This is a genomic window from Klebsiella pasteurii, from assembly GCF_018139045.1.
In the GTDB taxonomy this organism is placed as follows: domain Bacteria; phylum Pseudomonadota; class Gammaproteobacteria; order Enterobacterales; family Enterobacteriaceae; genus Klebsiella; species Klebsiella grimontii.
In genome coordinates this window covers 3334277-3352576 of the sequence record NZ_CP073236.1, presented here as the reverse complement: position 1 = coordinate 3352576, position 18300 = coordinate 3334277, and the positions used below count along the sequence as shown (strand labels likewise).

The 18300-nt window shown below is 53.5% G+C and carries 14 protein-coding genes; 8 read left to right on the top strand and 6 right to left on the bottom strand.

The features are described from left to right. Positions 1-99 precede the first annotated feature (99 nt). From KCG39_RS15745 to KCG39_RS15730, 4 genes are all read left to right on the top strand, one after another. Entirely contained in the window at positions 100-780 is a 681-nt protein-coding gene (locus KCG39_RS15745; RefSeq protein ID WP_049115732.1) for a DUF1120 domain-containing protein, read from the top strand. Between the two features lie 136 nt (positions 781-916). Further along, positions 917-1597, top strand: a complete 681-nt coding sequence (locus KCG39_RS15740; protein ID WP_032742208.1) for a fimbria/pilus chaperone family protein — start codon at positions 917-919, stop codon at positions 1595-1597. A 9-nt stretch (positions 1598-1606) separates the two neighbouring features. Then, positions 1607-4021 carry a fimbrial biogenesis usher protein gene (locus KCG39_RS15735; RefSeq protein WP_123828722.1) on the top strand — a complete coding sequence of 805 codons (2415 nt, stop codon included), beginning with the start codon at positions 1607-1609 and terminating at the stop codon, positions 4019-4021. Beyond that, positions 4012-4572 (top strand): DUF1120 domain-containing protein, encoded by a 561-nt coding sequence (locus tag KCG39_RS15730; protein ID WP_004125733.1) that lies wholly within the window; start codon positions 4012-4014, stop codon positions 4570-4572. Before KCG39_RS15735 ends, KCG39_RS15730 begins: the two co-directional genes overlap by 10 nt. A 54-nt stretch (positions 4573-4626) precedes the next feature. Here the strand turns inward: KCG39_RS15730 and gltD are convergent, their stop codons facing one another. Continuing rightward, positions 4627-6045 (bottom strand): glutamate synthase subunit GltD, encoded by a 1419-nt coding sequence (gene gltD / locus KCG39_RS15725; protein WP_004125731.1) that lies wholly within the window; start codon positions 6043-6045, stop codon positions 4627-4629. Positions 6046-6054: 9 nt separating this feature from the next. After that, a complete protein-coding gene (gene gltB / locus KCG39_RS15720) occupies positions 6055-10515 on the bottom strand; it encodes a glutamate synthase large subunit (RefSeq protein ID WP_004125728.1) in 4461 nt (1486 codons plus the stop codon). A 673-nt stretch (positions 10516-11188) separates the two neighbouring features. Between gltB and mnmL the strand changes: the two genes are divergently transcribed. The 4 genes from mnmL to mtgA all read left to right on the top strand — a co-directional run bounded on the left by mnmL (position 11189) and on the right by mtgA (position 16216). After that, a complete protein-coding gene (gene mnmL / locus KCG39_RS15715; RefSeq protein ID WP_032741965.1) occupies positions 11189-12124 on the top strand; it encodes a tRNA modification radical SAM protein MnmL/YtqA in 936 nt (311 codons plus the stop codon). A gap of 142 nt (positions 12125-12266) precedes the next feature. Beyond that, positions 12267-14606, top strand: a complete 2340-nt coding sequence (arcB, locus tag KCG39_RS15710) for an aerobic respiration two-component sensor histidine kinase ArcB (RefSeq protein ID WP_123828723.1) — start codon at positions 12267-12269, stop codon at positions 14604-14606. A gap of 234 nt (positions 14607-14840) precedes the next feature. Further along, positions 14841-15494 carry an isoprenoid biosynthesis glyoxalase ElbB gene (gene elbB / locus KCG39_RS15705; RefSeq protein ID WP_142468340.1) on the top strand — a complete coding sequence of 218 codons (654 nt, stop codon included), beginning with the start codon at positions 14841-14843 and terminating at the stop codon, positions 15492-15494. Beyond that, positions 15491-16216: a monofunctional biosynthetic peptidoglycan transglycosylase gene (gene mtgA, locus KCG39_RS15700; RefSeq protein ID WP_123828724.1), complete on the top strand. Its 726-nt coding sequence runs from the start codon at positions 15491-15493 to the stop codon at positions 16214-16216. The genes elbB and mtgA overlap by 4 nt, the downstream gene beginning before the upstream one ends. Positions 16217-16269: 53 nt before the next feature. Here the strand turns inward: mtgA and npr are convergent, their stop codons facing one another. The 4 genes from npr to hpf form a co-directional block, all read right to left on the bottom strand. Continuing rightward, on the bottom strand, positions 16270-16542 hold the full coding sequence (gene npr, locus KCG39_RS15695) for a PTS phosphocarrier protein NPr (protein WP_004106170.1): 273 nt from the start codon (positions 16540-16542) through the stop codon (positions 16270-16272). Further along, positions 16539-17393: an RNase adapter RapZ gene (rapZ, locus tag KCG39_RS15690; protein ID WP_004106169.1), complete on the bottom strand. Its 855-nt coding sequence runs from the start codon at positions 17391-17393 to the stop codon at positions 16539-16541. The genes npr and rapZ overlap by 4 nt, the downstream gene beginning before the upstream one ends. 45 nt (positions 17394-17438) lie before the next feature. Further along, positions 17439-17927, bottom strand: a complete 489-nt coding sequence (ptsN, locus tag KCG39_RS15685; RefSeq protein ID WP_004125714.1) for a PTS IIA-like nitrogen regulatory protein PtsN — start codon at positions 17925-17927, stop codon at positions 17439-17441. Positions 17928-17992: 65 nt separating this feature from the next. Continuing rightward, the gene (hpf, locus tag KCG39_RS15680) at positions 17993-18280 is read right to left on the bottom strand and encodes a ribosome hibernation promoting factor (protein WP_004125711.1); all 288 of its coding nucleotides are present in this window, start codon (positions 18278-18280) and stop codon (positions 17993-17995) included. Positions 18281-18300 lie beyond the last annotated feature (20 nt).

The window sequence follows — 18300 nt, the reverse complement described above, 5'->3', positions numbered from 1 at the left end:
ACCCTTTAATGTATTGTTCGTTTCGTATTCAAGACGCGCCTTTTCTTTTAAAATGCGTTTATTAGATATATAAATATATTGTACGTTAAGGATTGACTAATGAAAAAAACACTTCTGGCTGCCATTCTGGCAATGAGCGCGACTTCGGCTATTGCTGCTAATCCTACTGCTGTATTAAAAGTAAAGGGTACTTTAACAAACGCAGCATGCACACCCACTCTCGATAATGGTGGTGTGGTGGACTATGGTACGATTAACCTGGGTGAATTATCCGCCACAGCAGTTAATCAACTGGGGCAGAAAAATATCAACCTGACCATTAACTGTACTGCTGCAACCAAATTATCCTGGAATTTGATTGATGAGCGTAGCAGCTCTAATGCTAAATTAACCGTTGAAAATGCCAGCGCTCTTGGTAACTCCCTTGATGACGATCGCATGACTTACGGCGTGGGCAAAGCGGGTAACGTCAATATTGGTTCTTATGGCATGTTCGTAAAAGTTGATGGCGTAACCGCTGACGGCCAAGGTGTGACCGCTATTAGCACTGATTATTATGATTCAGGTGTTAAGTGGGCCAAGAGCGCCGATGGTATCACAGCAGGCTCTTTCCGCGACTTTTCTGTTGCGGCCTTTGGTTCTTCTAGCACACCGGTTGCATTCAAAACCGCGACGTTCCCACTGGTAACGTCTCTGGCTATTCAAAATACCAGCACGCTGGCTATTACTGATGACACTGCGATGGATGGTGAGCTAACTATCAGCCTGCGTTATCTGTAATTCTTGATATCATAGACTATTAATAAAATGGGAGCGACTATTTTGGGCTGCTCCCATTTTTATTGTCCTGGTTAACACGGGGCGTGAATTATCCAAGGGGTTTGTTTTGCGCTTTTTTAATTATTCATCAGCCAAAATTATTATTTTTTCTATTTTCTATTTTGCCTCACTCTCTGTTTTTGCTGAGGGGATGGTGCCGGAAACAAGTTTATTAGTGATTGATGAGGCGACTCACAGTGGCACAATGAACGTGAAAAATACGGATGCGCACCCCGCATTATTGTATACAACGGTTATTGATTTGCCTGATGAAAGTAAGGATTTGAAGCTGATACCTACGCAACCCGTCGTTCGCGTAGAACCCGGGCAAACGCAACAAGTCCGTTTTATTCTGCAGAATAATAACCCATTGGCCGTCGAACATTTTAAACGCGTGACGTTTGAAGGCATTCCGCCAAAAAGTGAAAATAAAAGAATTAAAATTGGCTTCAATATTCGTCAGGATTTACCCGTGCTGATTCGTCCTGCGAGCCTTGCCGTTGTGACGGATGCGTGGAAGTATCTGCAGTGGTCAGGCTCAGGAAATACTGCAAAAGTCATCAATCCTGATAAATATGTTGTTCGTCTGGCTCCTGAGATAGTTTTTCTACCATCTGGTACGAAGGGGCATATTAGTAAAAGTTACATCTTGCCAGGAGAAACTTTGAATATCACCGTTTCAAAAAATATTAATGGTGATAATAAAGTTCAATTCTATCCGGCTAGCCGCTATGGTATTGAAGTGCCTAGTTTTATTTCGGACCTGAATGCAAAATAAGAAGCGTCTATGTTTAAAAAACGCCGTCTTACTTCTCGCTCCTGTGCGTCATTGTATGGAATCTTGCCGCTGGCTGCACTCTGTTCCGTTGATGTACTAGCCAAAGAGATAACGTTTGATACTGAGATGATTCAGTCACGCGGATTGAATGTCAATCTCAACCGTTATTTTGCGCGTGCTCCACGCTTTCTCCCCGGTCCGCATTCCGTGCGGGTGAAGATTAACGGTAAGGATAAAGGAACCGTCGCGGCACGTTTTGGTGAGGATGGTACGCTGTGCGTTGATGGTGATTTTATTGAGTTTTCCGGATTAATGCCGGTCCCCCTGAAAAAAAATGAAGAGTGCCATGACATCGTCAATGACTACGCGCAGGCGGTAGTGAAAGCCTTGCCTGGTCAGGAAATGATCGAACTGTATCTCCCGCCGGAGGCGCTGAATGGGATGAATGGTGATATCAAAAGCTTTCAGCACGGCGGAATAGCTGGATTGCTCAACTATGACCTGTTCAGTACCCGCAGCGAATATGGTGGCAGCGATACCAGCCTCTATTCTCAGGCCAGTCTGGAAGGTGGCATAAACATTAGCGACTGGTCGTTGCGTAGCCGCTATATCCTTACCGACGATAATGGCGATAAGAATGTTGAAAGTGTTTATACCTTTGCCGAGCACGTTTTTGACGCCTTGAAGATGACTGCGCAGGTCGGGGAGATCAATGTCAGCTCATATGTCCTGAGTGGAGCCCCGATTGTTGGCGTGCAACTGATGCCTACCCGAGCTTTGCAGGGCAGCGGAAGCGGCGTCAGCGTTTCAGGAATGGCGCATAATGCTCAGGCGCGCGTGGAGGTTCGTCAGAGCGGACGACTTCTCTACAGCATGCTGGTTCCGGCAGGACCGTTCACGCTCGATGATGTACCAATAGCGAGCACTAATGTGGAACTGGAGGTGACGGTTATTGAATCCGATGGTTCAAGCAATCGCTTTATTGTTCCAGCCGCATCCGTCACGGCGCGGAAGCTTTCCCGACCGCAGGGTCTGGCCGTCTCTTTTGGTCAGATACGCGATATTAAAGGGGATTATGAAAATCCCTGGGTGTTTAATCTCTCTGACGGTTGGCGCATATTGCCTCGGCTGAATCTGCTGGCTTCTGGTGCGGCGACGAAAAATTACCTTGGCGGCGGCGCCCATACAGAATACCTGCTTACCGATAACTGGAGTGCCTCCACCAGCGTGGCTGCAAGCCAGGGAAAATTCGGCGAGAAAAATAGCGGAGTGAAAACTGAGCTACAGAGTTCACTTAAGCTGGCAGAATCTTTAAGTATGTCAGCGAGCGCGGCGCATTTTAGCCCCGGCTATCGCGAGCTGACTGACGCGCTGAACGATGATTTTCAGCCTTATAGTAATACGTATTCCACCAGTTTGGCCTGGTTTACGCCGCTTGGGGGGGCATTTAGCGCCGGTTTTAGTTACAACCAAAGCAGAGGTGAGGGTAATGATTCCCGCTACCTGTTGCTTTCATGGGGCAGGAGCTTCGAACGAGCCACCGTTTCTGCGAACTGGCAGAGAGCAATGGGGAACAAAGACGGGAGACAGGATGATGACCTGATCTACGTTAACCTGAGCATTCCGTTTGGCGGTTCGCAGCACGTCAGTAGCTATATGCGTAAACAGGGCAACCGTAACAGCTACGGCGTGCAGAACTCTGGCGCACTGTCACCGGATTCTTACTACTATATCTCCGTCGATCGGGACAGGGGAGAGAGTGAGAATAGCGTTAACGGCAACCTGAGCACTAACTTACATTACACTCGATTAGGCATTGGCGGCGGGAGCGTGGGTTCGCGCCAGCGTAATTATAATGCCACGCTCTCAGGTGGGGTTGCGGCGCATAAAAGCGGCGTCACCTTCACGCCTTATACCATTCGGAATACGTTTGCCATTGCAAAACTGAATGAATCGAAAGCTGGCGTTGAAATCAGTACTCCGCAGGGGACGGTCTGGACCGATTATTGGGGGCAGGCTGTTATCCCTGGGTTGAATGAGTGGCGTAATTCGCGCATTGAAATTAACGCGAACAAGCTGCCTGCGAGTATGACGCTGGCAAATGGAACAAAGTATGTGGCAGCTGCGCATGCTTCGGTGAGCGAAGTCGGTTTTAAAGTCCTGAATAATCGTCGGGTGATGATCCGCGTTAAGCGTGCGGATAACAGGGCGCTGGATAAGGGATTATCCATCGTTGATGAGAAGGGCAATTATATTGTCACCAGCGTGGATGACGGGCATGTTTTCCTTAATGAGGCTGGCCAGCTTTCGGCACTGTATGCCATGGACGACAATAATAACCGACTGTGCAAGATTGATTACATCTTAAGCAATAAGAGGGATGAAGACGCATTTTACGAAGAGGTGGACGGCGTATGTCGATGAATCAGTGGGTAGGGATGCTGTTATCTGCGGGAATGTTGCTGTCAGGTGCTGTTCGTGCCGAAGAGTGCCAGATTACGCTTTCCCGGACAAAAATTGATTATAACCAGATACGCCGTGATGACATTGTTTCCACTACCCAGAATTGGCACAAACTGTCTGAGTGGGAAGTGAATGTGAATGTTTCCTGTTCTGAAATGCATCAGATGGCGGTGCTGGTTCAGGGGGCTGCTGGCGAGAAAGGTCGCTTGTTGTTTGGCACTCGCGGTGGGGTTGGGCTTAAGGTTGAAAATATTACCGTTGATGGCAAGTCCTACAGCGCTGGAAAAACAGCGGACCAGCTGAACTTTACGCCGGAAAGCGGGACACCATCTCCGCTATATGTGCGAAACAATGAGGCGGTAATCGCCGTAGAAAATAATGTCGTGCCGAAAGGGAAGCAAATGAGTTTTCGCGTGATGCTGTTCCCGGTGCTCAACGAGAGTATGTTCAGTGGAAACACCGATAACACAACAATTGAAGCGGATATCGCCTGGCGACTGCTAATCAAATAGCACTTAGCTAAATGCTAAACGCCGGACGATTTTCTCATCCGGCGTTTTGTTTTTTTACACTTCCAGGTAGTTCAGGATCCCGTCAGCCGCTTTACGGCCTTCGGCAATCGCCGTCACCACCAGATCGGAACCGCGAACGATGTCGCCACCGGCGAAGATTTTCGGGTTGCTGGTCTGGAAGGCGTTGTCGCTGCCTTCCGGCGCAATCACGCGGCCCTGAGAATCCAGCTCGACGCTGTGCTTCGCCAGCCATTCCATGCTGTGTGGGCGGAAACCAAACGCCATGACCACGGCATCGGCGGGTACCACATGCTCAGAACCGGCCACGATTTCCGCGCGGCGGCGGCCTTTCGCATCCGGCTGGCCCATCTCCGTACGCGCCATCTTCACGCCGCAGACTTTACCGTTGGCATTCACTTCAATGCCCAGCGGTTGAACGTTGAACTGGAACTCCACGCCTTCTTCACGCGCGTTTTTCACTTCGCGCTTCGATCCCGGCATGTTCTCCTCATCACGGCGATAGGCGCAGATGACGTGGGTGGCGTTCTGGCGAATCGAGGTACGCACGCAGTCCATTGCGGTGTCGCCACCGCCAAGAACCACGACGCGCTTACCTTCCATGCTGACGTACGGTTCGTCCGCCGTTTCGCCAAAGCCCATGATCTGCTTGGTATTGGCGATCAGGAACGGCAGCGCATCAAAGACCCCGCTGGCGTCTTCGTTTTCCAGCCCGCCGCGCATAGACTGATAGGTCCCGACGCCGAGGAACACCGCATCGTAATCTTTCAGCAGATCGTCGAGCTGCACATCACGGCCCACTTCGACATTGAGTTTGAACTCGATGCCCATACCGGTGAAGATCTCGCGACGGCGGGTCATCACCTCTTTTTCCAGCTTAAACGCCGGAATACCAAAGGTCAGCAGACCGCCGATTTCCGGATGGCGATCGAAAACCACCGCCTTCACACCGTTGCGGGTCAACACGTCGGCGCATGCCAGGCCCGCCGGACCCGCGCCGATAATGGCGACGGTTTTACCGGTTTGCTTTACGCCGGTAAGGTCGGGGCGCCAGCCCATTTCGAACGCTTTATCGTTGATATAGCGTTCGATGTTGCCGATGGTGACCGCGCCGAACTCATCGTTCAGCGTACAGGAACCCTCGCACAGGCGGTCCTGCGGGCAAACGCGCCCGCAGACTTCCGGTAGGGTATTGGTCTGATGCGACAGCTCCGCCGCTTCAAAAATACGCCCTTCATTAGCCAGCTTCAGCCAGTTCGGGATGTAGTTATGCACCGGGCACTTCCATTCGCAGTACGGGTTGCCGCAGGACAGGCAGCGGTCCGCCTGTGCTTTGGCCTGGCCTTCTGAAAACGGCTCGTAAATTTCCACAAATTCAATTTTACGGATCTTCAGCGCTTTCTTTGGCGGATCAACTCGCTGTAAGTCGATAAATTGATAGACATTCTGACTCATCTTAACCCCTTACTGCGCCTGCACCCGCAGCTCAGCTGCGGAACGACTACGGTGACCCAACAGTGCTTTAACATCGCTGGACTTCGGTTTAACCAGCGCAAACTTCGCTGAGAAGGCCGGCCAGTTCGCCAGGATCTCTTCGCCGCGCTGCGAGCCGGTAAGCTGCACGTGCTCGGTAATCAAACCGCGCAGGTGCTCTTCATGGATGGCCAGAGAGTCAACGTCCAGCACTTCTACCAGTTCAGGGTTCACGCGTTTGCGGAAGTCGCCATCTTCATCCAGAACGTAACCAAAGCCGCCGGTCATGCCTGCGCCAAAGTTGACGCCGGTTTTGCCCAGCACGCAGACGATGCCGCCGGTCATGTATTCACAGCCGTTGTCGCCGATACCTTCGACGACGGTGATAGCCCCGGAGTTACGCACTGCGAAACGCTCGCCCGCACGGCCCGCAGCATACAAGCGACCGCCGGTCGCGCCGTACAGGCAGGTGTTGCCGATGATGCTGGCTTCGTGGCTGCGGAAGGCCGAGCCTACCGGAGGACGAATGGCGAGCAGGCCGCCGGCCATCCCTTTGCCCACGTAGTCGTTCGCGTCGCCGGTCAGATGCAGCTCGACGCCGCCTGCATTCCACACGCCGAAGCTCTGGCCCGCAGTACCGCTAAAGTGGGCGATAATTGGGTCGGCAGCGAGCCCCTGGTCGCCGTGGGTCTGGGCGATATAACCGGACAGCGATGCGCCAACGGAGCGGTCGGTGTTGCGGATATCGAACCAGAACGTTTTGCTCTGCTTGCTGTCAACAAACGGTTTCGCCTGCTGCAGCAGCTGCGCGTTGAGTACGCCATTGTCGAACGGCGGGTTGTTCTCCGTGCAGTACAGCGCTTTGCCTGGATGCGGCTCTGCGGTTTCCAGCAGTTTGCTCAGATCCAGTTTCTGCTGCTTGGCGGTAAATCCGTCCAGCTCTTTCAGCAGGTCGGTGCGGCCAATCAGATCCACCAGACGCTTCACGCCCAGCTGCGCCATCAGCTCGCGCGTTTCGCGGGCGATGAATTCAAAGTAGTTGGTCACTTTAAACGGCAGACCGTGATAATGGTTCTTACGCAGTTTGTCATCCTGGGTTGCTACGCCGGTTGCGCAGTTGTTCAGGTGGCAAATACGCAGATACTTACAGCCCAGCGCGACCATTGGGCCGGTACCGAAGCCGAAGCTCTCAGCCCCGAGGATGGCCGCTTTGATGATATCAAGGCCGGTTTTCAGGCCGCCGTCCACCTGCAGACGAATTTTGTGGCGCAGCCCGTTGGCAACCAGCGCCTGCTGTGTTTCCACCAGTCCCAGTTCCCACGGACAGCCCGCGTACTTCACTGAAGAGAGCGGGCTGGCGCCGGTGCCGCCGTCATAGCCGGCGATAGTGATTAAATCCGCGTAAGCTTTTGCAACGCCGGTGGCGATAGTCCCGACGCCCGGTTCAGAAACCAGCTTCACGGAGATCATCGCTTTCGGGTTGACCTGCTTCAGGTCGAAAATCAGCTGCGCCAGATCCTCGATAGAGTAAATATCGTGGTGCGGCGGCGGGGAGATCAGCGTCACGCCCGGCACTGAATAGCGTAGTTTAGCGATGTACGGCGTCACTTTATCACCCGGCAACTGGCCGCCTTCGCCAGGCTTCGCGCCCTGAGCGACTTTAATCTGGATAACGTCGGCGTTGACCAGATAAGCCGGGGTTACGCCGAAGCGGCCGGAAGCAACCTGCTTAATGCGCGACACTTTATTGGTGCCATAGCGCGCTGGGTCTTCGCCGCCTTCGCCGGAGTTGGAGTTACCGCCGATGCTGTTCATCGCTTCCGCCAGCGCTTCGTGCGCTTCGGGGCTCAGCGCGCCGATAGACATCGCCGCGGTATCGAAGCGTTTAAACAGTTCGCTGGCCGGTTCAACGTCGTCCAGGCTCACCGTGGTTCCGTCCGGCGTCACGGCCAGCAGATCGCGCAGCGTTGCCGCCGGGCGCTCGTTAACCAGCTTCGCGTACTGCTGGTAATCGCTGTATTCGCCGCTTTGTACCGCTTGTTGCAGGGTACGCACCACGTCCGGGTTGTAGGCGTGATATTCGCCGCCGTGGACGTACTTCAGCAGGCCGCCCTGGTCCAGCGGTTTACGCGCCAGCCAGGCACGTTTCGACAGGTTCAGCAGATCCTGCTGGAAGTCATCGAAGCTCGCGCCGCCGATGCGGCTGACAACGCCCTGGAAGCACAGGTCTGAGACGTCGCGATGCAGGCCGACTGCTTCAAACAGCTTCGAGCAGCGATAGGACGCAATAGTCGAAATCCCCATCTTCGACATGATTTTATACAGGCCTTTGTTGATGCCGTTACGATAGTTCAGCATCACCGCGCGGTACGCTTTGTCGATGGCTTTGTTATCCACCAGCTTCGCCAGGGTTTCATAGGCGAGGTACGGATAGATAGCCGTCGCACCGAAGCCGAGCAGCACGGCAAAATGGTGCGGATCGCGGGCGCTGGCGGTTTCGACAATAATGTTGGCATCGCAGCGCAGGCTCTTGTCGACCAGCCGGGTCTGAATCGCGCCTACCGCCATCGGAGCCGGTACCGGCAGACGGTTTTTCGCGATGTTGCGGTCAGAGAGCACCAGCAGAACGGTACCGTTACGCACCATCTGTTCGGCTTTATCGCACAGCGCCTTCACGGTTTCAGCCAGCGTGGTTGCGGTGGCATCAAAAGTGATATCCAGGACGTCGGCGCGATAGTGCTCCTCTTCCATGGTGGTCAGCTGTTTAAAATCGGAGTACAGCAGAATCGGCGATTTGAAGCTCAGGCGGTGCGCCTGGCCTTCCGCTTCGCAGAAGACGTTCATTTCACGGCCGATGCTGGTGGCCAGCGACATGACGTGCGCTTCGCGCAGCGGGTCGATCGGCGGGTTGGTCACCTGCGCGAATTGCTGGCGGAAGTAATCGTAAATGATACGCGGCTGGCTGGAGAGCACGGCAAATGGGGTATCGTCGCCCATTGAGCCGACCGCCTCCTGGCCGTTTTCACCCAGTACGCGCAGGACGGAGTCCAGCTCTTCAGCGCTGTAGTTAAACTGTTTCTGGTAACTGGCGAGGGTATCATCGTCCAGTTGGCGGCTACCGACCTCTTCATCCGGCAGATCTTCGAATGGCACCAGGCGACGGACGTTTTTCGCCATCCACTCTTTATACGGGTGGCGGCTTTTCAGATCGTTGTCGGTTTCCGCGGAGTGCAGAATACGCCCCTCGCGGGTATCAATAACCATTAGCTCGCCCGGGCCGACGCGGCCTTTTTCGACCACTTCATCCGGCTGGTAATCCCAGATACCGACTTCGGAAGCGCAGGTGATGAGCTTATCTTTAGTGATGACGTAGCGTGCCGGGCGCAGACCGTTACGGTCGAGATTACAGGCGGCATAGCGACCGTCGGACATGACGATGCCCGCCGGGCCGTCCCACGGCTCCATATGCATGGAGTTAAAGTCGAAGAACGACCGCAGGTCTGGGTCCATATCCGGGTTGTTTTGCCAGGCTGGCGGCACCAGCAGGCGCATGGCGCGGATGATATCCATCCCGCCCGCCAGCAGCAGCTCCAGCATGTTATCCATGGAGCTGGAGTCAGAGCCGGTTTCATTGACGAACGGTGCAGCGTCGTGGAGGTCCGGGATCAGTGGCGTCTGGAACTTATAGGTTCGGGCGCGGGCCCATTGGCGGTTGCCGGTGATGGTGTTGATCTCGCCGTTGTGCGCCAGATAGCGGAACGGCTGCGCCAGCGGCCAGCGCGGCACGGTGTTGGTGGAAAAGCGCTGGTGGAACAGGCAGATTGCCGACTCCAGGCGCAGGTCCGCGAGGTCCAGGTAGAAGCGCGGCAGATCCGCCGGCATACACAGACCTTTATAAATGTTGACCAGGTTCGACAGGCTGCAGACGTAGAAATCTTTATCTTCCTGCAGACGCTTTTCGATACGGCGACGCGCGATGAATAAACGGCGCTCCATGTCGCGCGGACGCCAGCCAGCCGGGGCGTTCACAAAGATTTGTTCAATACGGGGCAGCGAGGAGAGGGCGATTTCACCGAGAACGCCTTCATTGGTTGGCACATCGCGCCAGCCGACGATAGACAGCGTTTCGCGTTGAAGTTCTTCTTCGACGATGCGGCGCGCCGCTTTGGCCAGATCAGGATCCTTATTAAGGAACAGCATCCCAACGGCGTAATTTTTGGCTAAACGCCAGCCGCGCTCTTCCGCAACAATTCGGAAGAAACGATCGGGTTTTTGTAGCAGCAAGCCACAACCGTCGCCGGTTTTTCCATCGGCAAGAATTGCGCCGCGGTGCTGCATTCGGGCCAGTGCGTGTATAGCGGTTCGCACTACCTTGTGGCTAGGTTCGCCTTCTATGTGGGCGATCAGGCCGAAACCACAGTTATCCCTCTCAAGGGATTTATCGTACAACATATCAGTGAACCTCCCCAGGCTCTACGGGATACCCTCCGATACCGATTGCGCACGGGCACAGAAAGAGTATGGCGACGGGGTTTACACCTCGCATTCGCCCTCTTTAAATCCTTTTCGCGTCGGTACACAAGTTTGAGGACTTGCTGTTAAGAGGGAATCTCAATTACTGCATAAATATGATGAGCAGAGCGCTCATCCAGAAAGCTTCCAGCGGATTCCCAACTTATCGGGAATCCACACATACGTCAAATGGCAATCTTATTTATACAAAAATGTGCTATACAACATCTAATATAATGATTTTTAAGAAAATAATGGCCTTTTGAATGCTGGTGAGGCGTAGGGAACGACTTGATCGAGTGTGATCTGTCTCACTATATCGACGGCACGGTATTATCGTTCTGTGCTGAACTGTTTATTTATTGCAGTTTTTTAAACTGGTTTTTGTTTAATTAAAAGTGACTAATACTGTTTTATGCCCTGGTAAAGATAATGGCAAATCAGAGGTTATATATAAGGAAAAGTCATTACCATGAAGGTGAATTAAATTGCAGTTATCTTGATTGTTTATGCAATGAGATAAGCGGCCGCGTTGACGATTGATCCAGGTCATCGCCGTCGGTAGCTAAAAATGGCAGGCTTGGCCCCTTTCTTAAGGCCGGTCTATCAGATTATGCAGTTACAAAAATTAGTCAATATGTTTGGTGGGGATCTTATGCGCCGATACGGTGAAAAGGTTCATAAACTGACGCTGCATGGTGGATTTAGCTGCCCAAATCGCGATGGCACCATTGGCCGCGGCGGCTGTACGTTCTGTAATGTCGCCTCTTTTGCTGATGAAGAACAGCAGCACAGCTCGATCGCTGAACAGCTGGCCCATCAGGCGCAGCGGGTTAATCGCGCCAAACGCTACCTGGCCTATTTCCAGGCTTATACCAGCACCTTTGCCGAGGTACAGGTGCTGCGCTCCATGTATCAGCAGGCGGTCAGCCAGGCTAATATCGTCGGGCTCTGCGTGGGCACTCGCCCGGACTGCGTCCCTGGAGCGGTATTGGATCTGCTGTCTGAATATCGGCAGCAGGGTTATGAAGTCTGGCTCGAGTTGGGTTTACAAACCGCGCACGATAAAACGCTGCGCCGAATTAATCGCGGCCACGATTTTGCCTGCTACCAGCGTACAGCCCGCCTGGCGCGCGAGCGGGGCCTCAAAGTGTGCAGCCACCTTATTGTTGGCCTGCCTGGCGAAGGGCAGAGCGAATGCCTTGAGACACTAAAACAGGTGGTAGAGACCGGCGTAGACGGCATTAAGCTACATCCACTTCATATTGTGAAGGGCAGTATTATGGCCAGGGCGTGGCAGGCCGGAAGGTTGAACGGTATTGATCTGGCGGACTATACGGTCACCGCAGGCGAGATGATCCGTCATACCCCGGCAGAGGTGATTTATCACCGTATTTCCGCCAGCGCCCGACGTCCTACGCTGCTGGCGCCGCTGTGGTGTGAGAACCGGTGGACCGGGATGGTTGAGCTGGATAAATATCTCAATGAATATGGCGTCCAGGGGTCAGCTATTGGTCGTTGCTGGAGATCTCCGGCCGCTGCCGAATAACGTCATCGCCAGCTGCATTCCGGCTAACTGCTACCCGCAGGCAGGCGCGTAACTACAATCCTTCCCGCATTTTTCGCACAACTTACAGCGTCTTGCTCAGAATTGAGTATTATTGTGCGAAGTTGTCGCGAAGGAATCCCTTATGAAGCAAATCCGTATGCTGGCGCAGTATTATGTTGATCTGATGATGAAGCTGGGTCTGGTGCGCTTTTCCATGCTGCTGGCCTTTGCGCTGGTGGTGCTGGCGATCGTCGTGCAGATGGCCGTAACTATGGTGCTGCACGGCCAGGTGGAAAGTATTGATGTGATCCGCTCTATCTTCTTTGGCTTGCTGATTACCCCGTGGGCGGTCTATTTCCTGTCGGTGGTGGTTGAGCAACTGGAAGAGTCCCGGCAGCGTCTTTCGCGGCTGGTGGAGAAACTGGAGGAGATGCGCGAGCGCGATCTCAAGCTGAATGTGCAGCTTAAGGACAATATCGCCCAGCTTAACCAGGAAATCGGCGAACGTGAAAAAGCTGAAGCGGAACGTGAAACGACGCTTGAGCAGCTGAAAGTTGAGATGAAGGAACGTGAAGAAACGCAAATTCAGCTTGAACAGCAATCTTCCTTTCTGCGCTCCTTCCTTGACGCTTCACCGGACCTGGTTTTCTATCGTAATGAAGATAAAGAGTTTTCAGGCTGTAACCGCGCCATGGAACTGCTGACCGGTAAAAGCGAAAAACAGCTTATTCATCTGAAGCCACAGGATGTCTACAGCGAAGAGGTGGCGGAGAAGGTGCTGGAGACGGATGAGAAAGTCTTCCGCCATAACGTCTCGCTCACCTACGAGCAGTGGCTGGATTATCCGGACGGGCGCAAGGCCTGCTTTGAAATTCGCAAAGTGCCCTATTATGACCGCGTCGGTAAGCGGCGCGGCCTGATGGGGTTCGGTCGTGATATTACGGAACGTAAGCGCTATCAGGACGCGTTGGAGCGGGCCAGCCGCGATAAGACCACCTTTATCTCAACGATTAGCCACGAGCTGCGTACGCCGCTTAACGGCATTGTTGGGCTGAGCCGAATCCTTCTCGATACCGACCTGACCGACGAACAGGAAAGATACCTGAAAACCATCCACGTCTCAGCGGTAACGCTGGGCAATATCTTCAATGATATTATTGAGATGGATAAGATGGAGCGGCGTAAAATTCAGTTGGATAACCAGCCGGTGGACTTTACCGGCTTCCTGGCCGACCTCGAAAACCTCTCCGGTCTGCAGGCGCAGCAGAAAGGGCTGCGCTTTGTGCTGGATCCTTCGCTTCCGCTGCCGCATAAAGTGATCACCGACGGAACGCGTTTACGCCAGATCTTGTGGAATCTTATCAGTAACGCCGTGAAGTTTACCCCGCAGGGTGGAAACGTGAATGTCCGCGTGCGCTATGACGAAGGAGACATCCTGCACTTTGAAGTGGAGGATTCAGGCATTGGCATCCCTGAAGCGGAACAGGATAAAATTTTCGCCATGTATTACCAGGTGAAAGATAGCCAGGGCGGCAAGCCAGCGACAGGTACCGGCATCGGCCTCGCCGTGTCGCGGCGTCTGGCGCGGAATATGGGCGGCGACATTAGCGTTGCCAGCCTCCCGGGTAAAGGCGCGACTTTTACGCTTACCGTACACGCTCCGGCCGTGGCTGAAGAGGTTGAAGACACGCTGGCGGAAGATGAAATGCCATTACCTGCGCTGAACGTGCTGCTGGTGGAAGATATTGAGCTCAACGTGATCGTGGCGCGCTCGGTACTGGAGAAGCTGGGCAATAGCGTGGATGTGGCGATGACCGGTAAGGCTGCGCTGGAGATGTTTGTACCCGGCGAGTACGATCTGGTTCTGCTTGATATTCAACTGCCGGATATGACTGGACTCGATATTTCTCGTCAGCTGAAACAACGCTTTGCCGCCGATGAGCTCCCGCCGCTGGTGGCGCTTACCGCTAACGTCCTGAAGAACAAGAATGAGTATCTGGAAGCGGGAATGGATGATGTTCTGAGCAAGCCGTTATCGGTTCCGGCATTAACCGCGATTATCAAAAAATTCTGGGATGCGCCGGAAGAGGAGGAGAATGAGATGCCATCTGTAGATATCAGTAAATCGGCTTCCGTACTGGATATTCCGATGCTTGAGCAGTATATCGAACTGGTAGGGCCGAAGCTGATTAATGACGGTCTGGCCGTTTTTGAAAGAATGATGCCGGGCTACCTGGCGGTCCTGGAATCCAATTTAACCGCTCGCGACCAGAAAGGCATTGTCGATGAGGGTCATAAGATTAAAGGGGCTGCGGGCTCAATCGGTTTGCGCCATATCCAGCAGTTAGGGCAGCAGATTCAAACGCCGGATTTACCTGCGTGGTCGGATAACGTGGGTGAATGGGTTGAAGAGATGAAATCAGAGTGGCAAAACGATGTCGCGGTGCTGAAAGCGTGGGTCGCGGCGGCAGATAAAAAATGACCCCGGATAAACCGGGGTGCGCGAATACTGCGCCAACACCAGGGAACTGGTCGTTACGCCAGAATCATTTGAGTGATTTTTTTACACGGCGCAACCTGAGGATTTGGCTTACTCGCTCATTAAGATAGCAAACCTTAAATAGTTTGTTACATGAAACAGTAAAATATGTGAAGCATAGCGAGTAATTCAAAATTTTTGACTGCTTTCATAAACTTGTACTAAGGGGCTGATGTGATGAAGAAAATTGGTGTGGTGCTGAGCGGCTGCGGCGTTTATGACGGAAGCGAAATTCATGAAGCCGTTATTACTCTGCTGGCTATTGCCCGCAGCGGCGCTCAGGCTATCTGCTATGCGCCTGATAAAGCGCAAACCGATGTTATCAATCACCTGACCGGCGAAGCGCAGGCGGAAAGCCGTAATGTGCTCGTGGAAGCGGCGCGTATCGCGCGCGGAGAGATTCAGCCTTTAGCAAACGCACGGGCGGATGCGCTGGACGCGCTGATTGTGCCCGGAGGTTTTGGCGCGGCAAAGAACCTCAGCAGCTTTGCTGCGCAGGGAAGTGAATGTGAAGTGGATAGCGATCTTAAGACACTGGCGCTGGCGATGCATCAGGCGGGTAAACCGTTGGGCTTTATCTGTATCGCTCCGGCGCTGTTGCCGAAAATATTTTCTATTCCGCTACGCCTAACTATTGGTACCGATCTTGATACCGCCGATGCGGTAGAGGAGATGGGGGCCGAACATGTGCCTTGCCCGGTCGATGACATTGTGGTTGATGAAGACAACAAAGTGGTGACGACTCCCGCGTATATGCTGGCGCAGAACATCGCCGAAGCGGCGAGCGGCATTGAAAAACTCGTTTCTCGCGTATTGGTTCTGACGGCATGACATTTCGCTTTTCGCCGTTGCGCTTGATTAAACGTTTTTTCCTGAGGCTACTGCTGGCTTGCGCGGTGCTATGGGGCGGCGGGGTTGCTCTGTTTAGCATCGTCCCCGTCCCGTTTTCAGCGGTGATGCTGGAGCGGCAGCTCGGCGCATGGCTCTCAGGGAATTTTCATTACATCGCCCATTCCGATTGGGTGGGCATGGATGAAATTTCTCCGTGGATGGGGCTGGCGGTTATTGCCGCGGAAGACCAGAAATTCCCGGAGCACTGGGGGTTTGACGTCCCAGCGATTGAGAAGGCGCTGGCGCACAATGAACGCAATGAGAACCGCATCCGCGGTGCATCAACCCTGTCGCAGCAGACGGCAAAAAACCTGTTCCTGTGGGATGGTCGCAGCTGGCTAAGGAAAGGGCTGGAGGCGGGGCTGACCGTTGGCATTGAGACGGTCTGGAGCAAAAAGCGGATCCTCACCGTTTATCTGAATATTGCTGAGTTTGGTGAAGGGACGTTTGGCGTTGAAGCTGCATCGCAGCGCTATTTTCACAAACCGGCCAGTAGATTAACGGCTGCTGAAGCCGCGCTTTTAGCGGCGGTCTTGCCTAATCCCATTCGCTTTCGCGCTGACGCGCCGTCAGGTTATATTCGCAGCCGCCAGGCGTGGATCCTGCGCCAGATGAGGCAATTAGGTGGGGAAGGGTTTATGCGGGCGAATCAGCTACATTGATGATTTCACGGCTCAGTACCCCGGAAGGCGCGCTGCGACCGGGGGAGTGAAATCTAATCCTCATCAAACCCGGCGTTGAACAGCGCGATAACCGCTGCCAGCGCCTCCACTTCTTGCGGGCCGTTAGCTTCAATCTCAATCTGACGCCCTTTAGCTGAGTCAAGCATCAGCAGGGCAATTACGCTATTCGCTTCAGCTTCAGTTCCTTCATCATTGCGCAGCAGCACTTCAGCATCATAGTTCTGCATTAATTCAAACAGCTTCATCGCCGGGCGAGCGTGCATGCCCAGCTTATTGGTGATTTCAACGGTTTGCTTAACGGTCATGATTTGCGTTTTTCCAGCGTCCGATGACGAGACTGCACGTTCTTGCCGCGCGAGCGGAAGTAGTCAGCCAGCTGTTCGGCGATGTAAACCGAACGGTGTTTACCACCGGTACAACCAATGGCCACCGTCAGATAGCTGCGGTTATTGGTCTCCAGCATAGGTAACCATAGCTCAAGATAGCTGCGGGTCTGGTAGATAAAATTGTGAACTTCCGTGTGCCGGTCGAGGAAGGCGGCAACGGGTTTATCAAGGCCGGTCATGGGACGCAGTTTTGGATCCCAGTGCGGGTTCGGCAGGAAGCGCACGTCAAAAACGTAGTCGGCATCAATAGGAATACCATGCTTAAATCCAAAGGATTCAAACACCATCGTCAGCTCGCGTTCGCGCTTGCCTAACAAACGCGTGCGCAGCATTTCTGCCAGCTCATGTACCGACATTTCTGAGGTATCGACGATCAGGTCAGCGCGGGAACGCAGAGGTTCCAGCAGGTCGCTCTCTTCATCAATGGCGCTCTCCAGCGACAGGTTTTTGCTGGAGAGGGGATGCAAACGACGCGTGTCGCTGTAGCGGCGAATCAAGGTGTTACGATCGGCATCCAGGAACAGCAGTTGAGGTGAAAATTCTGCGGGCAGATTTTTCATCGCCTGCTCGAAGATTTCCGGCGACTCAGGCATGTTGCGCACGTCAATACTGACCGCGGCCGAGATGTTTCTGTCAGCGAGCGAGCGCGCCAGCTCAGGTAAGAGCACAACCGGCAGGTTATCCACGCAGTAAAAACCCATATCTTCCAGCGCTCGCAGGGCGACGGATTTCCCCGACCCTGAACGGCCGCTGACGATCATCAGTACCATGTACCGTTTCTCCTCAGTACGAAAAAGCGTAAGGTGCGGCTTTCGTTACGCCTCATTATTGCTTCCCGCTTCAGTGATGATTTCATACAGCTCTTCATCGCTTTGCGCAGCGCGCAGACGGCGGCAAATTGTTTTATCGGCCAGACGTTTCGCCACCAGCGAGAGCGTATGCAGATGCGTTTTAGTTTGATCGGCCGGGACGAGAAGGGCAAATAACAGATCGACGGGTTGGTTGTCGATAGCATCGAAAGCAATGGGAGTTTCCAGCTGGACAAACACGCCCACGGCCCGCAGCGTATCCTCTTCGAGTTTGCCGTGGGGAATTGCAATGCCGTTGCCAATCCCGGTACTGCCCATTTTCTCACGGGTAAGGATCGCCTCGAACACTATCTGGGACGATAAGCCTAACTGCTTTGCCGCCAGCTCGCTGATGATTTCCAGCGCGCGTTTCTTGCTCTGGCAGTGAACCTGGCTACGGGTACATTCCTGGTTAAGGACATTGCTCAGTTGTAGAGCCGAATCGTTATTTATCATAATTTCACCTGAGCTCTCCTTGCCAACCGCCGGCAGGCGGTTGGCGTAGGCGATTGCCCGGACAATTAGTGTTGTTTCAGTTTATCTTTATGTTTTGTTAACTGTCTTGCCAGCTTATCGATAAGTCCATCGATAGCAGCATACATATCCTGCCCTTCCGCACTGGCATGGATTTCGCCACCGTTGACATGCAGATTGGCGTCCGCAATTTGCGTCACCTTCTCCACTTTTAACACAATATAGACCTGGTTGATCCTGTCGAAAAACTGCTCCAGTTTGCTGAACTTCGTGGTAACGAAATCGCGCATGGCGGGGGTTATCTCGACGTTGTGTCCTGTAATGTTGAGCTGCATAGTGTCTTCCTTATCGGTTG

Bases quoted from the DNA above. Each gene is read 5' to 3' on its own strand.
- KCG39_RS15745 (WP_049115732.1), top strand. From the start codon at position 100: ATGAAAAAAACACTTCTGGCTGCCATTCTGGCAATGAGCGCGACTTCG.
- KCG39_RS15735 (WP_123828722.1), top strand. From the start codon at position 1,607: ATGTTTAAAAAACGCCGTCTTACTTCTCGCTCCTGTGCGTCATTGTAT.
- KCG39_RS15730 (WP_004125733.1), top strand. From the start codon at position 4,012: ATGTCGATGAATCAGTGGGTAGGGATGCTGTTATCTGCGGGAATGTTG.
- gltD (WP_004125731.1), bottom strand. From the start codon at position 6,045: ATGAGTCAGAATGTCTATCAATTTATCGACTTACAGCGAGTTGATCCG.
- gltB (WP_004125728.1), bottom strand. From the start codon at position 10,515: ATGTTGTACGATAAATCCCTTGAGAGGGATAACTGTGGTTTCGGCCTG.
- mnmL (WP_032741965.1), top strand. From the start codon at position 11,189: ATGCAGTTACAAAAATTAGTCAATATGTTTGGTGGGGATCTTATGCGC.
- arcB (WP_123828723.1), top strand. From the start codon at position 12,267: ATGAAGCAAATCCGTATGCTGGCGCAGTATTATGTTGATCTGATGATG.
- elbB (WP_142468340.1), top strand. From the start codon at position 14,841: ATGAAGAAAATTGGTGTGGTGCTGAGCGGCTGCGGCGTTTATGACGGA.
- mtgA (WP_123828724.1), top strand. From the start codon at position 15,491: ATGACATTTCGCTTTTCGCCGTTGCGCTTGATTAAACGTTTTTTCCTG.
- npr (WP_004106170.1), bottom strand. From the start codon at position 16,542: ATGACCGTTAAGCAAACCGTTGAAATCACCAATAAGCTGGGCATGCAC.
- rapZ (WP_004106169.1), bottom strand. From the start codon at position 17,393: ATGGTACTGATGATCGTCAGCGGCCGTTCAGGGTCGGGGAAATCCGTC.
- ptsN (WP_004125714.1), bottom strand. From the start codon at position 17,927: ATGATAAATAACGATTCGGCTCTACAACTGAGCAATGTCCTTAACCAG.
- hpf (WP_004125711.1), bottom strand. From the start codon at position 18,280: ATGCAGCTCAACATTACAGGACACAACGTCGAGATAACCCCCGCCATG.